Below are 18,298 nucleotides of genomic sequence, written 5' to 3' on the forward strand. Positions count from 1 at the left end.
TGTCGGCGCGATCTTGCATGATAGGGCGGTGAACGATCCACTTACCGCACATCCTCATATGACTCTTTCGACCTCGAGAGAGGGTTCCATCGCCATCCTCTCGGTCAGCGGAGAGGTAGATATGACGAGCGCCCCCATGCTGGAAGAGCAGGCGCTCGCCCTCCTCGATACCGACGCGACAGCACTGGTCGTCGACCTCACCGCAGTCGACTTCCTTGCTTCCATGGGCATCGCCTTGTTGGTCGAACTGTCCAAGCGTGCCGGTGACGACCGCGGTTTCGCGGTGGTCGCACACGGCAGCGCGACCGCCCGTCCGCTGGAATTGCTCGGTCTCGGCGAGGTGCTGGCAGTTCATCCTCGCCTCGGCGACGCAGTCGGCGCGCTCGGCGGCGAGGCGGAGGACTCCTCACCGCAGGCGTAACCGCATCGACGAACCGAGGAAGCCATGTCGTCCGCCTTTGACGAGCCCGCATCGTTCACCCCCGAGGGCATCAGCCATCGGGGTGTGCGGGCCGATCCATCCGAGATCGCGCTTTTGCGTGGCACCATGCGGCGCTGGTTGGCCGGACTCCCCCTCGACGACGACCGTCGTCAGGACATCCTCCTGGCCAGCTACGAAGCGCTGGCCAACGCGGTCGAGCATGCGTATGCACCGTCCGACCCGGAAGCCACACTCGACTTCGAAGCGAGCTATCGCCCCGGCGACGGGCAACTCCACGTGGTCGTCACCGATCACGGGGTGTGGCACGACGCACAGGACGACGAATCTCGGCGTTCTCGCGGCCACGGATTGACGTTGATCCGGACCCTGACCTCCGAAATGGTGGTCGATCGAACACCGGGCGGCACCGTGGTGGACATGCGGTGGTCCTTGAACGAGAACGACACCTCGGACGTCCACTGACGTCCGAGGTGTCTTCGTCCTTTGGGGCCCGATCGACAGTGGCCTCAGCGACAGTGGCCTGATCGACGCTCGGGCACCTTCGATGTGCCCCGGGTCTATCCCGACGCCGCGAGCGCCGCGAGCACCGGTACGAGTTGCGCGAGCGCGCGGCCCCGGTGCGACGAGGCGTCCTTTTCTTCTGCCGTGAGTTCCGCCGCGGTGCGCTCGTCCCCTTCGGGCCGGAATACCGGGTCGTAACCGAATCCGTTCTCTCCGCGCGGTTCCCGCACGATGTGGCCGCGCCATTCGCCACGCACGACCGCGACGTCGGTGTCGCTGTCATCCGGCGGGAAGGCGAGTGCGCACGCGGACACAAAGGCTGCCCCACGCCTGTCGTCGGGGACGTCCTGTAACTGGCCGAGGAGCAGCGCCGTGTTGGCGTCGTCGTCGCCGTGCCGTCCGCTCCACCGAGCCGACAGGACCCCGGGCATCCCCCTCAGCGCGTCCACTTCGAGTCCGGAGTCGTCGGCGATACATGGCATGTCGGTGGCAGCCGCGCCGTCGCGCGCTTTCGCTATGGCGTTCTGTTCGAAGGTCGCACCGGTTTCGGGTGCCTCCGGGAACGGGGGAACCTGATCGAGGCCGACGAGTTCGATCCCGGCGATGCCGGCACCGTCGAGCACCCGCTGCAGTTCCCGGAGTTTCTTCGCGTTACGACTGGCGACGAGAACTCGCACGGTCACGTCAGACTCCGAACTTCTTCTTCCCGTGGTCTGCGACCGCAGGCTCGGGAAGAACGCCCGGGTAGGGCTGTGCGAGGACCTCACGCTGGATCCGGCAGAGTTCGTCGATGCCGGACAGCGCCGAGTCGAGCAGTTTGTCGAGCGTCGAACGCGGGAACGTCGCGCCCTCACCGGTGCCCTGGACCTCCACGAGCGTTCCGGTGTCGGTGGCGACGACGTTCATGTCGACCTCGGCCCGGACGTCCTCCTCGTACGGCAGGTCGAGGCGCACGCGGCCGTCTACCACTCCGACGCTCACCGCGGCGACCTGGCACGAGATCGGCTGGGGGTCGGCGAGACGGCCCGCGGCGCGGAGCCACGTCACGGCGTCGCTCAGTGCGACGTAGGCGCCGGTGACGGCGGCCGTGCGGGTGCCCCCGTCTGCCTGCAACACGTCGCAGTCGATGGCGATGGTGTTCTCACCGATCGCGGCGAGGTCGATGCAGGCGCGGAGGGAGCGGCCCACGAGGCGGCTGATCTCCTGGGTCCGGCCGCCGAGTTTGCCCTTGACGGATTCGCGTCCGTTGCGGGTGTGCGTCGAGGCGGGAAGCATCGCGTACTCCGCGGTGACCCAGCCGAGTCCCGATCCTTTACGCCAGCGAGGCACACCCTCTTCGACGCTTGCCGTGCACATCACGCGGGTCTGGCCGAACTCGACGAGTACCGACCCGGCCGGATGGTTGGTGAATCCTCGGGTGATGCGGATGTCGCGGAGTTGGTCGTCCGCCCTGCCGTCTTCTCGTGTGGTCACGCATCCGAGCCTAGGCGATGGCCGGGGTCGTTTCAGATGCGGTAGACGTCGCCGGCGGACACCGCGTGGACCGGGCCGGAGTATTCGGCCTTCGCCTCGGCGATGACATCTTCGCGCGATGTCCAGGGTGGAATGTGGGTCAGGAGCAGTTCTCCGACACCCGCGCGCGTCGCGATCTGCCCGGCTTCGGTGCCGGACAGGTGGATTCCGGGAGGACGCTTTTCCGGGGCATGTGTCCAGGAGGCTTCCGAGAGCAGCACGTCCGCGCCGCGTGCGAGAGTGACCACCTCGTCGCACATTCCGGTGTCTCCGGTGTACACCAGGGTGCGGCCGGAATCGCTCGTGATCCGGAACCCGTAGGCCTCCGGCGGATGCTGCATCCGGGCCGGGGTGATCTCGAGCGCACCGAACCGGATGGGCTCACCGTCGACGATGGTCCGCACGTCGAGGGTGTCGCTCACATCGTCCGTTTCACCGGGGATTTCGGCGGACGCGGCGCCGATCCGGTGGGCCGTCCCGCTGGGGCCGTACGCCAGGGTGCGCACGACAGGAGGGTTCGGGGAGTACCGGCGCCACACCAGCAGGCCGGGCAGGTCGAGGCAGTGGTCGGCATGCAGATGGGACAGCAGGACCGAGACTTCACCTGGATCCGCGTGGCGTTGCAGGGCGCCGAGGACGCCGGGACCGAAATCGATGACCAGAGGCGGGGTGTCCGGTGCGGTCAGCAGGTATCCGGATGCGGCGGAATCCGGCCCGGCCACACTGCCGGAGCACCCCAGAACGGTCATGCGCATACCCGTCATGCTGCCATGCCGGGGGCCTCCCGATGAAGCCAACGCGACATTTCACGCGCAGACTCACAGTTGCGACAAAGCTGTGATGTGCGGGCCCCCAGTGGACAGCACGCGTGGACTCTGATCCCGGTCAGCGTAGCGAAGGCGCGGTCGTCGTGCGGCGTGTCGCCCGAGCGCCGGAAGACAGGATCCAGGCGGCGAGGATGCCGCCGAGTGCTCCGAACAGATGCCCTTGCCAAGAGATCCAGGGCTGACTCGGCAGCACTCCCCACAGCATCCCGCCGTACACGAACAGAACGACGACGCCGAGGAGGATCTGGCCGGCGCTGCGAGTGAAGATTCCGCGCACGATCAGGTACGTGAGCCAGCCGAAGATCAGCGTCGAGGCGCCGATGTGGTTCTCTCCCGCCCCGGCGAACAACCACGTTCCGATGCCGCCGACGAGCCAGATGATCGCCGTTGCCGCGATGCCCCGGCCGATGCCGGAGAGCATGACGAGGAACCCGAGTACGAGAGCGGGGACAGTGTTCGCGGTGAGGTGCGCCCAGTCGGCATGCAGTAGTGGCGCGAACAGGATCCCCCACAGTCCGTCGCCGGTGCGCGGTTCCACACCCGCGGCGTCGAGATCGGCGGGCAGTACCGTGTCCGCCGCTTCGATCCCGTAGAGGAGAACCAGGAAACCGCCGGTCCAGAGCGCGGCGCGCTGCCAGATCGGCCTGTGCGTGGAGCCGGTGCCGGTACCGGTCGGGGTGGTCATTCCTCCATTGTGGCCTTCTCGGCGCGATCAGGTCGTCGGCGAGGCGAACGCGGAGGGAAAGGCGTCGCGATAGGACGGGATTCCGGCCACGCTCGTCGCCGCGAGCACCGCGTCGACGATCGCCCGTTCGACGGCCTCCGCTGCGGCGACCGTCACTGCGGAGAGGACGGGTAGGCCGGGCTCGAAGACATCCGGTACGGCGGGGCTGTCGGGGAGATGTGCCGTGCCGGTCGCGAGGGCGAAGATCGTGTCGCCGTCGAGCGGCGAGTGGGCGGGGCGTACCGCGCGGCCGAGTCCGTCGTGCCCGGCGACCGCGATCCGACGGCATGCCGCCTTGGACAGCGGAGCGTCGGTCGCCACCACCCCGATCGTGGTGTTCAGGACGGTGCGCTTCTCGCCGAGGGCACGCGCCGTCGCGATGTCGGACGCGGTGGGCGCAGTCATTCCCAGTTCGGCGGCCCGGGTGGGTCCCGCTCCCCAGAGCAGGCCGGTGTCGGGATCGAACACGGAACCGACGGGGTTGACGACCATGAGCGCGGCCACCGTCACTCCGGCGGCCGGTCCGTCGGTGATCCGCACGCTCGCCGAGCCGATGCCGCCCTTGAGGACTCCCGCGCGGGCACCGGTGCCCGCGCCTACGGATCCACGCAGAAGTGCGGTGCCGCCCGCGGCAGCAGCGGCGGCATAGCCTGCGGCGGCGTCGGGGCGTACGTCCCAGGCCCCGACGGGAAGGTCGAAGATCACTGCGCCGGGAACGATGGGCACCACGGCGCCGGGCGCCCCCATGGGGACACCGCGGCCGTTCTCTTCCAGAAATCTCATCACGCCGTCCGCGGCGGCCAGTCCGTAGGCACTACCGCCGGTGAGCAGCACCGCGTCGACGCGTTGCACCGAATGGCTGGGGTCGAGCAGGTCCGTTTCCCGCGTTCCCGGTCCCCCACCGCGGACGTCGACCGACGCGACCGCGGAGGGGTCGACGAGGACGACGGTGCAGCCGGTGGCGGATCCGCGCCCGGGGACCTCACCGTTCGCGAGGCGCACGTCGGCGTCGAGGGCCTGCCAGTGCCCCACGCGCAGCCCGGGTACGTCGAGGATCGAGTCGGTCGGGCCGGCGACCGTCACGGCTGAAGAGCCTGTACCAGCGAATCCTGCACCCAGGTGAGCCAGTGGTAGACATCGAGATGCGGGGCGCGCGGGTCGTCGTCGTCGAGTACTTCGGGTGTCTCGTCGTCGATGTCGAGGGTGGCACCGAGCGCGAGCCGGACGTCGTTGAGTCCGTAGAGCCACGACTCGGCCTGTTCGGGCGTCAGAACGACGCGGCCACCGGACTCGGGGACGGTACGCAGGATCATCGCGCCGGCGGCGAGTTTCGCATCGATGATGGTGGGCTCGTGGAGGCTGCGCATCGCGCCGTTGAGGTCGGCGGACTCGTCGTCGGCGTTCGTGGCCGCGTCGGAGTCGGGCCGGTGGAAGTCGGGCAGCAACCGGCGCACGGCCGGGATGTCCGGTGGTGTGGAACTACCGGTGCGGAGTCCGGTCAGCTGCGCCAGATCGTCCTGCGGCGCCTGGCCGGCGCGATCCTCGAGCATGCCCAGTACGGATGCGACCAGCGACCGTAGGACCGACGCCTCGTGTGCGTCCATCTCCGAGCGAAGCTTCGGTCCGCTGAGCGAGTTCTTCCTGATCCACGGCCGCACGTCGGTCGGGTCCTCCTGTGGCTGGGGTCATTCGTCCCGTTGCATGGTCGCCCACAAACCGGCGGCATGGAGACGCTCTACGTCGTGCTCCATCTTGTCACGGGTGCCGCTGGAGACGACCGCCTTGCCCTCGTTGTGCACCTCGAGCATCAGTTCCGTGGCTTTGGCCTTGCTGTATCCGAACAGCTTCTGGAATATGAACGTCACGTAGTGCATGAGGTTGACCGGGTCGTCCCAGACCACCGTGACCCACGGCCGGTCGACCGCCGCGCTCTCCTCGACCGCTTCGGCCTCGGCCGGAACGGCCTGGCCCGCAGCCATTGCACGGACGTCGAACTCAACTGTCGTGGACCCCGGCACCATGGGGTCCAGGGTACGACGTCGGCGCGCGTCGAAAAACCCGCCCACCGACCCGCGATCTACAGTGTTCGAGTGTCCGAAGCCACCGCCGCTGCGATTCCCGGCAGCACCGCACTGTTCACCGACAAGTACGAACTGACGATGCTCGAGGCCGCGCTGGCCGACGGGTCGGGCGATCGCCCGTGTGTATTCGAGGTGTTCGCCCGACGTCTACCCAACGGCCGCCGTTACGGCGTGGTCGCGGGTACGGGCCGTCTCATCGACGCGCTCGGGTCGTTCACGTTCGGGGACGACGAACTGGCCTCGGTGTCGGAGTTCCTGGCACCCGGCACCGTCGAGTGGTTGCGGAACTTCCGCTTCTCCGGCGACATCGACGGTTACCGCGAGGGTGATTTCTACTTCCCCGGCTCCCCCGTCCTGTCGGTGAGCGGGACGTTCGCCGAATGTGTGCTGCTCGAGACGCTCGTGTTGTCGATCTTCAATCACGACAGCGCGGTGGCGTCCGCAGCCGCGCGGATGGTCAGCGTCGCCGACGGTCGCGACCTCATCGAGATGGGCTCGCGACGCACCCACGAGGAGGCCGCGGTGGCCGCGACCCGCGCCGCGTACCTCGCAGGGTTCGGCTCGACATCGAATCTCGAGGCCGCGCGGCGATTCGGGATCCCCGCGGCGGGCACCGCGGCCCACGCGTTCACGCTGCTGCACACGACGTCCGCCGGCCGCGACGAGGCGTCGGCCTTCCGCAGCCAGGTGGAGACGCTCGGGGTTGACACCACATTGCTGGTCGACACGTACGACATCACGGCGGGCGTGAACACCGCGATCGAGGTGGCGGGCACCGGGCTCGGTGCCGTCCGCATCGACTCCGGCGACCTCGGGGTCCTCGCGCGTCAGGTCCGCGCCCAGCTCGACGGTCTGGGCGCGACCCGCACCAAGATCGTCATGTCGGGGGATCTCGACGAGTACGGGATCGCGGGTCTGCGCGCCGAACCGGTGGACGCGTACGGCCTCGGGACGTCCGTGGTGACCGGTTCGGGAGCTCCCACGGCGGGAATGGTCTACAAGCTCGTGGAGGTCGCGGGTATCCCCGTCGAGAAGCGCAGCGCCGCGAAGGAGTCGCGCGGTGGGGCGAAGAAGGCGGTCCGGTACGCGCGCCGCAGCGGCACCCTCGTCGAGGAAGTCGTCTACCCGGCGCATCTCGATCGGGTCCCCGACGGTGACGGGTCGGTGGTACACGATCTGATGGTTCCGCTCGTGCGGGACGGCAGCCCGGTCGAGGGACTTCCGACCCTCGAGGAGAGCCGCCGGTTCCTCGCTCGCGGGATGGTGAGCCTGCCGTGGGAGGGCATGACCCTGTCGGCGGGCGATCCGGCGATCCCGACCCGTTTCATCCGCGCCGAGTGACCCGCTCGCCCGGGTGAGCGACGCGGGCGCCGCGACCGGGAATCGTCACGGGCCGGTCCGCCGGATCGGAAACCTGACGGTGCTGCCCGCTACCCTTGACGGGTGCCCGATCTTCCCGAAGTGCCCGAGCTGTTACGCACCGCGGTACACGCGCTGGGCGGCAAGGAACGACGGAACCAGCTGACCATGGCGTCGGCGGTGGCGCACAGTATCGACACCGGCGAGCACCTCGCCGTGCAGGCCGGCACGGGTACCGGCAAGTCCCTCGCCTATCTCGTTCCGAGCATCCGATACGCGGTCCGCACGGGCCGCACGGTCGTCGTCTCCACCGCCACCATCGCGTTGCAGCGTCAGCTCGTCGAGCGCGATCTGCCGCGGCTGGCGAAGGCGCTCACCGAGTCGCTCGGCCGCCCGCCCCGGTTTGCGATTCTCAAGGGCCGCGGAAACTACTTGTGCCTCAACAAGATCAATACCGGCCTGGCGGAAGAACCCCCGGAAACCGGCCTGTTCGACGCCTTCACGCTCTCGCGCATCGGACGCGAGGTGCGCCGGGTCACCGAATGGTCCTCCGACACCGACACCGGCGACCGCGACGACCTGACCCCCGGCGTCTCCGACCAGGCCTGGCGTCAGGTCAGCGTCACCGCGCGCGAATGTCTCGGCAAGTCGCGGTGCCCGGTGGGAGACGACTGCTTCGCCGAGATCGCGCGCGCGGAAGCCGCGCAGGTCGACGTGGTCGTCACGAATCACGCGCTCCTGGCGATCGACGCGATCACGGGCATCCAGATCCTCCCCGAGCACGACGTGGTGATCGTCGACGAGGCCCACGAACTCGTGGACCGGGTCACCGGGGTCGCCACCGCCGAACTGTCAGGCAGCACGGTCTCCGCCGCTGCGCGGCGCTGCCTGAAACTGGCCGGCGACGAGGAGGTCGACCGCCTCGAGGGCGCCGCGGAGAACTGGGATTCCTTGCTCGACGAGCTTGCCCCAGGCCGGTGGGACGCGGTGCCCGAAGGCGCAGGCGCCGCACTCGCCGCGATCCGCGACGCCGCGTGGGCGGTGCACACCTCGATCGGCTCCCCCAAGCCCGGGATGGATCCCGAAGCCGCCGCAGCCCGCAATCAGGCACTCGCCGAGATCGACGACGTCCACGACTGCGCCGTGCGCATCCTCACGGCCTTCGACGAGCCCGATCCGTCGCAGCGCAAGGATGTTGTGTGGCTCGCGTCCGACGAGTTCCGCGGCGTCGCCCGCCGTACGGTCCGGATGGCGCCGTTGTCGGTGGGCGGACTTCTGCGCTCCAAGCTCTTCGGCGAGTCCACGGTCGTCCTCACGTCCGCGACGTTGACCGTGGGTGGCTCGTTCGACGGTCTCGCCGTCGATTGGGGTCTTCCCCCGCAGGCTCCCGGCCGCAGCGATACGGCCGCGGCGTCCGGCGCGGAGCCGCCCTCGGATACGAGCACCTTGAAGTGGAACGGCATCGACGTCGGATCCCCGTTCGACCACCAGAAGTCCGGAATCCTCTACATCGCCAAAAAGTTGCCGCCACCCGGCCGCGACGGGATGCCGCCGAGCCACCTCGACGAGATCGAGAAACTGGTCACCGCGGCCGGCGGACGCACACTCGGGCTGTTCTCGTCGATGCGTGCGGCGAAGGCCGCCACCGAGGCCCTGCGCGAACGGGTGGATACCCCGATCCTGTGCCAGGGCGACGACGCGACCGGCGCGCTGGTCGAGAAGTTCGCGGCCGACGAGCCGACCAGCCTCTTCGGCACGCTGTCGCTGTGGCAGGGGGTCGACGTCCCGGGGCCGTCGCTGTCGCTGGTGATCATCGACCGCATCCCGTTCCCGCGGCCCGACGATCCGCTGCTCGTCGCCCGCCAGCGAGCGGTCGAGGCCCGCGGCGGCAACGGGTTCATGGCGGTTGCGGCGAACCACGCCGCATTGCTGCTCGCGCAGGGCGTCGGCCGATTGCTGCGCAGCACCGAGGACCGCGGAGTGATCGCGGTGCTCGATTCCCGGTTGGCCACCGCACGGTACGGCAGTTACCTGCGCGCCTCGCTGCCGCCGTTCTGGGAGACGACCGACCCCGAAATCGTGAGCAAGGCACTGGCCCGCCTGCGCGGCTGACCTGCGGGTGGATCCGGTTCCGCGAGGAACGCGGACCCACCCGGTGGCACGTCAGGGCAGGCGGACCAAGCCGAACTCTGCCGGCGAGGCGAGCAGATCGTGGTGCGGCAGCACCCGCACGGTGTAACCGACCGGTCCTGCGAGCGGCAACCGGACGTCGGCCTCGAACACGTCACCGAACGATCCGGTGCCGGTGTGGGACATCGGGATAGACACGGTGTCGCTGAGCGAGTCGTCCGACCCGACCCTGCCGATCACCGCCTGCACCTCGACGTCGCCCGGGGCGAGAGATCCGAGTTCCACGTGGGCGGTCACCGCGAGCTTCGAACCGATCTCGGGGACTTCGGGCAGTCCGTCCGTGTCGACCTGCGCGACCCGCACCGCCGGCCACGCCGCTTCGAGGCGCTCCCGGTATTCGGCGACGGCCTTCGCCCCGGCGTAGTCGTCCGCGGAAACGGCTCGCGCGGCCGCCGCCGCCGGAATGTAGTAATCGACGGCGTAGTCGCGGACCATGCGCGAGGCGAGCACCTTCGGTCCCAGCTTCTCGAGGGTGTGGCGCACCATCTCGATCCACCTGCCGGGAACCCCCTCCGCGTCGCGGTCGTAGAACCGCGGCAGCACCGAACGTTCCAGCAGTTCGTACAGCGCACCTGCTTCGAGGTCGTCGCGGCGGACGTCATCGACGCCGTCCGCGGTGGGAATCGCCCAGCCGTTCTCACCGTCGTACATCTCGTCCCACCATCCGTCGCGGATGGACAGGTTGAGGCCGCCGTTCAGCGCCGATTTCATGCCGGACGTCCCGCACGCCTCCAGCGGACGGAGCGGGTTGTTGAGCCACACGTCGCAGCCCCAGTAGAGGAAGCGGGCCATCGACATGTCGTAATCGGGCAGGAACACCACGCGGTGCCGGACGTCGTACTCGTCGGCGAATCGCACGACCTGCTGAATCAGCGCCTTGCCACCGTCGTCGGCGGGATGGCTCTTACCCGCGACCACCAGCTGCAGGGGCCGCTCGGGGTCGAGAAGCAGTGCCCGCAACCGCTCGGGGTCACGCAGCATCAAGGTCAGGCGCTTGTAGGTGGGCACGCGTCGCGCGAAACCGATGGTGAGCACACGGGGGTCGAAAACCGAATCGACCCAGCCGAGTTCGGCGTCGGTCGCGCCGCGCTCGATCCACGAGTTGCGCAGACGACGGCGGACTTCCTCGACGAGCATGCCGCGCAGCGTGTTGCGCATCTCCCACAGTTCGCGGGCGTCCACGGTCTGCAGCAGTTCCCACCCGCGCGCTTCCTCGACGAAATCGGGGCCGGCCAGACGCTCGGCCAGCGCGAGCCATTCCCGCGCCGCCCACGTGGGAGCGTGCACACCGTTGGTGACGGACCCGATCGGAACCTCGGTCGCGTCGAACCCCGGCCACAGCTCTTCGAACATGCCCCGGCTGACCGCTCCGTGCAGCTTCGACACGCCGTTGCAGCGCTGCCCGAGACGCAGTCCGAGATGGGCCATGTTGAACACGTCCGGGTTGGACTCGCGGCCGAGAGCAAGAATGCGGTCGACGGTGAGCCCGGGCAGGAGAGCCGATTCGTTCTCGCCGTTGCGTCCCGAGAAATAATGGCGCACAAGGTCGATCGGGAACCGGTCGATGCCGGCGGGCACGGGCGTGTGCGTGGTGAAGACGGTTCCGGCGCGAACCGCGGCGAGCGCTTCGTCGAAGTCGAGGCCGGTGCCCGTGACGAGTTCACGGATGCGTTCGGCGCCGAGGAAACCCGCGTGACCTTCGTTCATGTGGAACACGTCCGGGTCCGGCAGGCCGCTGATGCGCGTGTAGGCGCGGACGGCGCGCACGCCACCGATTCCGGCCAGGATCTCCTGCTTGATGCGGTGATCCTGGTCGCCGCCGTACAACCGGTCGGTGACGCCGCGCAGTTCTTCGTCGTTGCTTGCGATATCCGAGTCGAGCAGCAGCAGCGGTACCCGGCCGATCTGGGCGATCCACACCCGCGCATCGAGCGTGCGGCCGCCGGGAACCTCCACCTGGACCAGCGCGGTGGAGCCGTCGGCCTCGGTGAGCAACCGGATCGGCAGACCCTGCGGATCGTAGGGCGGGTAGTGCTCGACCTGCCATCCGTCCGCACTGAGCGACTGGCGGAAATAGCCGGAGCGGTAGAGCAATCCGACGCCGATCAACGGCAGACCGAGGTCCGATGCCGCCTTGAGGTGGTCACCGGCGAGGATGCCGAGTCCGCCGGAGTAGTTGGGGAGGACCTCGGAGACGCCGAACTCCATCGAGAAGTACGCGATCCCCGCGGGCACCCGGGTGCCGCGTTCCTGTTGCTGCTGATACCACCGGGGGCGCGACAGGTAGTGCTCGAGATCGGCGGCTGCCGCATCGAGCCGGCCGAGGAACTCCTCGTTCTCCGCAAGTGCATCGAGGCGCTCCGGAGGAACCTCGCCGAGCAGTCGAACGGGATCGCTGCCGCATCGCTCCCACAACTCCGGGTCGACAGCGGCGAACAGATCCTGGGTCGGTGGGTGCCACGACCATCGCAGATTGGAGGTCAGTGTCCCCAACGCGGCAAGTCGTTCGGGAAGGTGGGCTCGTACGGTGAACCGTCGCAAGGCTTTCACTCTGGGAAGCCTACTCATGTCGCGCGCTGTGCGGTGCTGCGGCACCGGAACCGGCGGTCCTGGGAACACATCCCCGGACACCAACCGAACACGCCCGACATTTCCGGCTCCGCCGGCTGCACGCGCCCATGCGTTTCGTCCTTTCGGAGTGCCTCCGCGGAGACGTCGATCCGTACGGGACAGACGTTAGGGAACGCCGTATTGCACCCGGGTCACGCGCTGTGAACCGTGGGTATCCGATACGGTTCGTCACACCGATTCCGGGTATTCCGAGGTCACGATCATTGATCGGCCCCGTGCCGCCGCCTCCGTTACGGTTGACACAGAACACGGCCGCAGTACGCCCCGGCCCGGGTACGTCCCGGGCCCCGCACGGAACGGAGCAAGCGTGACAGGTCGCCTCGGCATCGACGACGTCCAACCATCGATCGAGGGTGGTCGGTACCCCACCAAGGCAGTCGTCGGCGAGGTGGTACCGGTCGCTGCGGTGGTCTGGCGTGAAGGTCACGACGCCATCGCCGCGACGCTCGCCGTCCGCGGGCCTGCCACCAAACCCGGGACACCGGCCAAGATCACCCGGATTCCGATGACGCCCGGCGCAGAACCGGACACCTTCCACGCCGTGTTCGCACCGACCGGCCCCGGCATCTGGACGTATCGCATCGAGGCATGGAGTGATCCGGTGGCGACGTGGCGTCACGCGGTCGACGCCAAAATGACTGCGGGACAGGGCCCCGAAGATCTCGCCAACGACCTCGAGAGCGGCGCAAGGATTTTCGAGAAAGCCGCACGAGGCGTACTGCGCGGGAACCGGCCCACCCTGCTGGCCGCCGCCGCTTCGCTGCGCTCCGAACGGCCACTGGCAGAGCGGGTCGCACCGGCGTTCTCCGCCGATGTCAGCGAGATCCTGCGTGCTCAGCCTCTGCGTGAACTGCTCACACGCGGAAGGGCTTTCACCCTGGTCGTCGACCGCACCCGGGCTCTGTTCGGCTCGTGGTACGAGTTCTTCCCCCGCTCGACCGGCGGCTGGAACGAGGACGGCACCCCCCGGCACGGCACCTTCGAAACCGCGGCCGCCGACCTTCCGCGCATCGCCGCCATGGAGTTCGACGTCGTCTACCTGCCGCCGATCCATCCGATCGGCAGAATCAACCGCAAGGGACCCAACAACACCCTCGTGGCGGGACCGGACGACGTGGGCTCCCCGTGGGCCATCGGCGCAGAAGAGGGCGGTCACGACGCGATCCACCCGCAACTCGGCGACGAGGACAGCTTCCGGGCGTTCCGGGAGCGGGCCGAGGAACTCGGGCTCGAGGTCGCACTCGATCTCGCACTGCAGTGCGCGCCCGATCATCCCTGGGCCCGTGACCATCCGGAATGGTTCACCGTGCTCCCCGACGGCACCATCGCCTTCGCCGAGAACCCGCCCAAGAAGTACCAGGACATCTATCCGGTGAACTTCGACAACGACCGGGACGGGATCTACGCGGAAGTCCTGCGCGTCGTTCGGCACTGGATCTCTTTGGGGGTCAAGATCTTCCGGGTCGACAACCCGCACACCAAGCCGCCGGACTTCTGGGAGTGGCTCATCGTCGAGGTCAAGAAGACCGACCCCGACGTGTTGTTCCTGGCGGAAGCGTTCACCCGGCCCGCACGGATGTACGGACTGGCCAGGCGCGGATTCACGCAGTCCTACACGTACTTCACCTGGCGCGTCGCGAAGTGGGAGCTCACCGAGTTCGGGCAGGAGATCGCCGCCAAGGCGGACGAGGCCCGCCCCAACCTGTTCGTCAACACTCCCGACATCCTGCACGAGACACTCCAGCACGGTGGTCCCGGCATGTTCGCCCTGCGGGCTGCACTCGCCGCGACCCTGTCCCCCACCTGGGGCGTCTACTCGGGATACGAACTCTACGAGCACCTCGCCGTCCGTCCCGGCAGCGAGGAGTACCTCGACTCGGAGAAATACCAGTTGCGTCCGCGCCGCTTCGACGAGGCACGCCGACGAGGCGAGTCGCTCGAGCCGTGGCTGACGACGCTGAACCGCATCCGGCGCACACATCCCGCACTACAACAGCTGCGCAACATCACTTTCCACCACGTCGACAACGACGCGTTGATCGCGTATTCCAAGCACGATCCCGTCACCGGCGACGCGGTGCTGATCGTCGTCAATCTCAACCCGTACGGGGCGGAGGAAGGCACCGTCTGGCTGGACATGCCGTCCATCGGTCGCGAGTGGCAGGACCACCTGTCCGTTTACGACGAGGTGAGCGGGGAACAGTACACATGGGGACAAGCCAACTATGTCCGGCTGGAACCATGGAAGTCCGTCGCGCACATTCTGGCCCTGCCCCCGATCGGGATTCCGGCCCGATCGACTCTCGCCTACAGGAGACTCACGTGACAGTGCCCCCACCGACTTCCGCCGAGGAACCCCCGCGCCGGCGCCACAGCCCGAGCCCGGAGGACCTCTCGCGCTTGGCCGCCGGTGAGCACCACGACCCCCACTCCGTCCTCGGAGCGCACCCCCATCCGGAGGGCACGATCGTGCGCACGTTGCGCCCCGGAGCGGAGAAGGTCGCTGCCCGCATCGGCGGCGTCGACTATCCCCTCGAGCCGGTCGGGAACGACGTCTTCAGCGCCCTCGTCCCCCAGTTCGATCTGGCCGACTACCGCCTCGTCGTGACGTACCCGTTCGGCCACACCGTCGTCGTCGCCGACGGCTACCGGTTCCTGCCGACCCTCGGCGAGCTGGACAGGCATCTGTTCAACGAGGGACGGCACGAGCGGTTGTGGGAGATCCTCGGCGCGCATCCCCGCCACTACGACACCCCCGACGGCCCTGTGACGGGCACGTCCTTCGCCGTGTGGGCGCCGAACGCGCGCGGCGTCACCGTCATCGGTGATTTCGACGGCTGGGGTGGACGCACGGCACCCATGCGGGTGCTGGGAGCCAGTGGCGTGTGGGAGGTATTCATCCCCGGTGTCGAACCGGGCGCGTTGTACAAGTACCGGGTCCACGGGCACGACGGTTCGGTGCTCGACAAGGCCGACCCCATGGCCTTCGCAGCCGAAGTGCCGCCCGCCACGGCCTCGCGTGTCACCGAAAGCCACCACGTCTGGCACGACGACGACTGGGTATCCGCGCGAGCGGAGTCCGAGCCGCTGCGCGAAGCGATGGCGGTGTACGAGGTGCACCTGGGGTCCTGGCGCCCGGGCCTGAACTACCTCGAACTGGCGGACGAACTCGCCGAGTACGTCCTCGAGACCGGTTTCACCCACGTCGAACTCCTCCCGGTCGCGGAGCATCCGTTCGGTGGGTCGTGGGGCTATCAGGTCACCTCCTATTACGCGCCGACCTCACGTTTCGGCAGTCCCGACGATTTCCGCGAGTTCGTCGACCGCCTCCACGCCGCGGGAATCGGCGTGATCATGGACTGGGTTCCCGCGCACTTCCCCAAGGACCAGTGGGCGCTCGCACGCTTCGACGGCACAGCCCTGTACGAACACGCCGATCCGCAACGTGGTGAGCAGTTGGACTGGGGCACCTACGTCTTCGACTACGGACGAGCAGAGGTACGCAACTTCCTGGTCGCGAACGCGCTGTACTGGATCGAGGAATTCCACATCGACGGACTGCGCGTCGACGCGGTCGCCTCGATGCTCTATCTCGACTACTCGCGTCCGGCCGGGGGCTGGACCCCCAACATCTACGGTGGTCGCGAGAACCTCGAGGCCGTCGGTTTCCTCCAGGAACTCAACGCGACGATCCACAAGCACCACGCGGGCGTCGTGACGGTCGCCGAGGAGTCCACCTCGTGGCCGGGCGTCACGCGACCGACCAACGTCGGCGGGCTCGGGTTCACCATGAAATGGAACATGGGCTGGATGCACGACACGCTCGGCTACCTGTCGCGCGACCCGGTGCATCGCACGTTCCACCACCACGAGATCACGTTCTCCCTGATGTACGCGTGGAGCGAGAATTTCGTGCTGCCCATCAGCCACGACGAGGTCGTGCACGGCAAAGGCACGCTGTGGACCCGTCTTCCGGGTGACGACGAGACGCGGGCCGCGGGCCTGCGCTCACTGCTCGCCTACATGTGGGCGCATCCGGGCAAGCAACTGCTCTTCATGGGGCAGGAGTTCGGGCAGGTCGCCGAGTGGTCGGAGGAACGCGGACTCGACTGGTGGCAACTCGACCAGCCTCTCCACAGTGGGATCCAGAAGCTCGTGGGTGACCTCAACCGCACCTACCGGGCCCATCCGGCGCTGTACACGCTCGACAGCGCACCCGACGGGTATTCGTGGATCGATGCGAACGACGCCCACAACAACGTGCTGAGCTTCCTGCGGTACGGCATCGACGGTTCCGTCGTCGCGTGCCTGCACAACTTCTCGGGGAGCACCCACGCCGACTATCGTGTCGGTTTACCCGAACCCGGCACATGGGAAGAGATTCTCAACACGGATGCGACCGCCTATCACGGTCACGGCACCGGAAACCTCGGTGCGGTGGAGGCGACGGAGCATTCGTGGCACGGGCGTCCTGCGTCGGCTCGGGTGACGCTACCCGCGCACGGTGCCATCTGGCTGTCGTTGCGGCGGTGATCCCGGCACACGACGACAGGAGCACCACAACGTGAGACGGACGCGACGGTTCGAGCGGGTCGCGGTGCCTGTGCTCGCCGTGGTTCTGCTGGCGGGGTGTGCGCAACAGGTCGGTGGCACAGCGGTGTCGATCTACGACAACCCCTTCACCGTCGCCGGCCTGCCCGTCACGAGCGGCTACAGCGGACCCCGGATCGGTGTTCCCGATGCAGATGTCGTCGTCGAGAACACCGCCGGGGGTCCCATGGATGTGCTCGCGGGCAACGCGATCGGCGACATCGAGGACTACTGGCGCGACGAGTTCAGAACGATCGCGAAAGGCTCGTTCGAGCCGGTGTCCACGATCATGTCGTGGGATCCGTCCGAACGGCGCGGTCCCCGGTTCTGCGGCGAGCCGACCTTCGACTTCGTCAATGCCGCGTATTGCAGTCTCAGTGACGTCATCGGCTGGGACCGTTCGTATCTGATGCCCCAGCTGGTCCACGACTACGGGCCGATGGCGGCGGTGATGGTGCTCGCCCACGAGTACGGTCACGCGATCCAGTACTCGGCGGGGCTGATCGCCGACGACGACCCCGGCATCGTGTTCGAACAACAGGCCGACTGTTTCGCCGGCGCGTTCATGCGGCACGTCGCCGAGGGTCGTGCGGCCCACTTCGAACTCGACACCTCCGACGGCCTCAACAACGTGCTCGCCTCCATGGTGCTGTTCCGCGACACCGATCCCAACGATCCGGACTCGATCCACGGGTCCGCGTTCGAGCGGGTCACGGCCGTCCAGATCGGGTTCACCGACGGTGCCGGGTCATGCGCCCAGATCGACGCCGCGGAGGTGGAGACCCGCCGCGCCGACCTGCCGCAGTACTTCGACGGCAGCGACGACGGCGAGCTTGCGGTCACCGCCGAGTCGGTCGACCTGATCTTCCGTTCGTTCGACCGCGTCTTCGAGTTGGCGAAGCCGCCGGCTCTCGACCTGTCCGGGGCCGACCTCGACTGTGCGGACGCTGCGGCCACCTCACCGGTCTCGTACTGCCCGGCGACGAACACCGTGGGAGTCGACATCGAGGCGCTCGCCGAGCGCGGCACACCCGGGACCACGGTGAGCGACGAGTTCGATGCCGGTGTCCGCGGCGACTACAACGCGTACGTGCTGGTCGCGTCCCGGTACACGCTGGCCGTGCAGCACGCGAACGGACAACCGCTCACCGATCCCCGCACGGCGTTGCGCGCGGCATGCCTGTCGGGTGTGATCAGTGCAGCGCTGAGTCCGATGAGCCCGCTCGCGGCCGAACTCGGGTCCGATGCGGAAATGGTGTGGCTCTCCCCCGGCGACCTCGACGAAGCGATCTCCGGGTTGCTCACCGACGGCTTGGCCGCCAGCGATGTCAACGGCAACACCGTCCCCAGTGGATTCTCGCGTGTCGACGCGTTCCGTACGGGAGTACTCGGCGGCGAAGGAGCCTGCAACGGCCGCTACCGGTAGGTAGCGCCCGTCGAT

Annotated in this window: 15 protein-coding genes; 7 read left to right on the forward strand and 8 right to left on the reverse strand. The window is 68.2% G+C overall.

The window, feature by feature from the left end; all coding sequences use genetic code 11:
* Positions 1 to 58: 58 nt before the first annotated feature.
* A complete protein-coding gene (locus AC0B44_RS17680) occupies positions 59 to 421 on the forward strand; it encodes an STAS domain-containing protein (protein WP_471904116.1) in 363 nt (120 codons plus the stop codon).
* 24 nt (positions 422 to 445) lie between these two features.
* A complete protein-coding gene (locus tag AC0B44_RS17685) occupies positions 446 to 904 on the forward strand; it encodes an ATP-binding protein (protein ID WP_471904117.1) in 459 nt (152 codons plus the stop codon).
* A 95-nt stretch (positions 905 to 999) separates the two neighbouring features.
* Here AC0B44_RS17685 and rdgB read toward each other — a convergent pair whose 3' ends face one another.
* The 7 genes from rdgB to clpS all read right to left on the reverse strand — a co-directional run bounded on the left by rdgB (position 1,000) and on the right by clpS (position 6,027).
* Positions 1,000 to 1,626 (reverse strand): RdgB/HAM1 family non-canonical purine NTP pyrophosphatase, encoded by a 627-nt coding sequence (rdgB, locus tag AC0B44_RS17690; RefSeq protein WP_471904118.1) that lies wholly within the window; start codon positions 1,624 to 1,626, stop codon positions 1,000 to 1,002.
* A gap of 1 nt (position 1,627) precedes the next feature.
* Positions 1,628 to 2,416 (reverse strand): ribonuclease PH, encoded by a 789-nt coding sequence (gene rph / locus AC0B44_RS17695; RefSeq protein ID WP_471904119.1) that lies wholly within the window; start codon positions 2,414 to 2,416, stop codon positions 1,628 to 1,630.
* 32 nt (positions 2,417 to 2,448) lie between these two features.
* Positions 2,449 to 3,210, reverse strand: coding sequence for a cyclic nucleotide-degrading phosphodiesterase (locus AC0B44_RS17700; RefSeq protein ID WP_471904120.1), 762 nt, complete (start codon positions 3,208 to 3,210; stop codon positions 2,449 to 2,451).
* 130 nt (positions 3,211 to 3,340) lie between these two features.
* On the reverse strand, positions 3,341 to 3,967 hold the full coding sequence (locus AC0B44_RS17705) for a rhomboid family intramembrane serine protease (RefSeq protein ID WP_471904121.1): 627 nt from the start codon (positions 3,965 to 3,967) through the stop codon (positions 3,341 to 3,343).
* A 27-nt stretch (positions 3,968 to 3,994) separates the two neighbouring features.
* On the reverse strand, positions 3,995 to 5,089 hold the full coding sequence (locus AC0B44_RS17710) for a P1 family peptidase (protein WP_471904122.1): 1,095 nt from the start codon (positions 5,087 to 5,089) through the stop codon (positions 3,995 to 3,997).
* Positions 5,086 to 5,664: an oxidative stress transcriptional regulator AosR gene (aosR, locus tag AC0B44_RS17715; protein WP_471904123.1), complete on the reverse strand. Its 579-nt coding sequence runs from the start codon at positions 5,662 to 5,664 to the stop codon at positions 5,086 to 5,088. The genes AC0B44_RS17710 and aosR overlap by 4 nt, the downstream gene beginning before the upstream one ends.
* Before the next feature lie 27 nt (positions 5,665 to 5,691).
* Positions 5,692 to 6,027: an ATP-dependent Clp protease adapter ClpS gene (gene clpS / locus AC0B44_RS17720; protein ID WP_471904124.1), complete on the reverse strand. Its 336-nt coding sequence runs from the start codon at positions 6,025 to 6,027 to the stop codon at positions 5,692 to 5,694.
* A 69-nt stretch (positions 6,028 to 6,096) separates the two neighbouring features.
* Between clpS and AC0B44_RS17725 the strand changes: the two genes are divergently transcribed.
* Together AC0B44_RS17725 and AC0B44_RS17730 are read left to right on the forward strand one after the other, a co-directional pair.
* A complete protein-coding gene (locus AC0B44_RS17725; protein ID WP_471904125.1) occupies positions 6,097 to 7,428 on the forward strand; it encodes a nicotinate phosphoribosyltransferase in 1,332 nt (443 codons plus the stop codon).
* A gap of 102 nt (positions 7,429 to 7,530) precedes the next feature.
* Positions 7,531 to 9,558 carry an ATP-dependent DNA helicase gene (locus tag AC0B44_RS17730; protein ID WP_471904126.1) on the forward strand — a complete coding sequence of 676 codons (2,028 nt, stop codon included), beginning with the start codon at positions 7,531 to 7,533 and terminating at the stop codon, positions 9,556 to 9,558.
* A gap of 51 nt (positions 9,559 to 9,609) precedes the next feature.
* Here the strand turns inward: AC0B44_RS17730 and glgP are convergent, their stop codons facing one another.
* Positions 9,610 to 12,186, reverse strand: a complete 2,577-nt coding sequence (gene glgP / locus AC0B44_RS17735) for an alpha-glucan family phosphorylase (RefSeq protein WP_471904127.1) — start codon at positions 12,184 to 12,186, stop codon at positions 9,610 to 9,612.
* Positions 12,187 to 12,574: 388 nt separating this feature from the next.
* Here glgP and AC0B44_RS17740 point away from each other — a divergent pair, with 388 nt between their 5' ends.
* Genes AC0B44_RS17740 through AC0B44_RS17750 form a run of 3 tightly spaced genes read left to right on the forward strand, consistent with a single transcriptional unit; the run spans position 12,575 to position 18,283 of the window.
* Positions 12,575 to 14,593, forward strand: a complete 2,019-nt coding sequence (locus AC0B44_RS17740) for a maltotransferase domain-containing protein (protein WP_471904128.1) — start codon at positions 12,575 to 12,577, stop codon at positions 14,591 to 14,593.
* On the forward strand, positions 14,590 to 16,800 hold the full coding sequence (gene glgB / locus AC0B44_RS17745; RefSeq protein ID WP_471904129.1) for a 1,4-alpha-glucan branching protein GlgB: 2,211 nt from the start codon (positions 14,590 to 14,592) through the stop codon (positions 16,798 to 16,800). Before AC0B44_RS17740 ends, glgB begins: the two co-directional genes overlap by 4 nt.
* A gap of 31 nt (positions 16,801 to 16,831) precedes the next feature.
* Positions 16,832 to 18,283: a neutral zinc metallopeptidase gene (locus AC0B44_RS17750; RefSeq protein WP_471904130.1), complete on the forward strand. Its 1,452-nt coding sequence runs from the start codon at positions 16,832 to 16,834 to the stop codon at positions 18,281 to 18,283.
* Positions 18,284 to 18,298 lie beyond the last annotated feature (15 nt).

The organism is Rhodococcus sp. NPDC019050 (assembly GCF_055664235.1).

Coding starts and splice junctions, on each gene's coding strand:
- AC0B44_RS17680 (WP_471904116.1), top strand. CDS start 59: ATGACTCTTTCGACCTCGAGAGAGGGTTCCATCGCCATCCTCTCGGTC.
- AC0B44_RS17685 (WP_471904117.1), top strand. CDS start 446: ATGTCGTCCGCCTTTGACGAGCCCGCATCGTTCACCCCCGAGGGCATC.
- AC0B44_RS17700 (WP_471904120.1), bottom strand. CDS start 3,210: ATGCGCATGACCGTTCTGGGGTGCTCCGGCAGTGTGGCCGGGCCGGAT.
- AC0B44_RS17705 (WP_471904121.1), bottom strand. CDS start 3,967: ATGACCACCCCGACCGGTACCGGCACCGGCTCCACGCACAGGCCGATC.
- clpS (WP_471904124.1), bottom strand. CDS start 6,027: ATGGTGCCGGGGTCCACGACAGTTGAGTTCGACGTCCGTGCAATGGCT.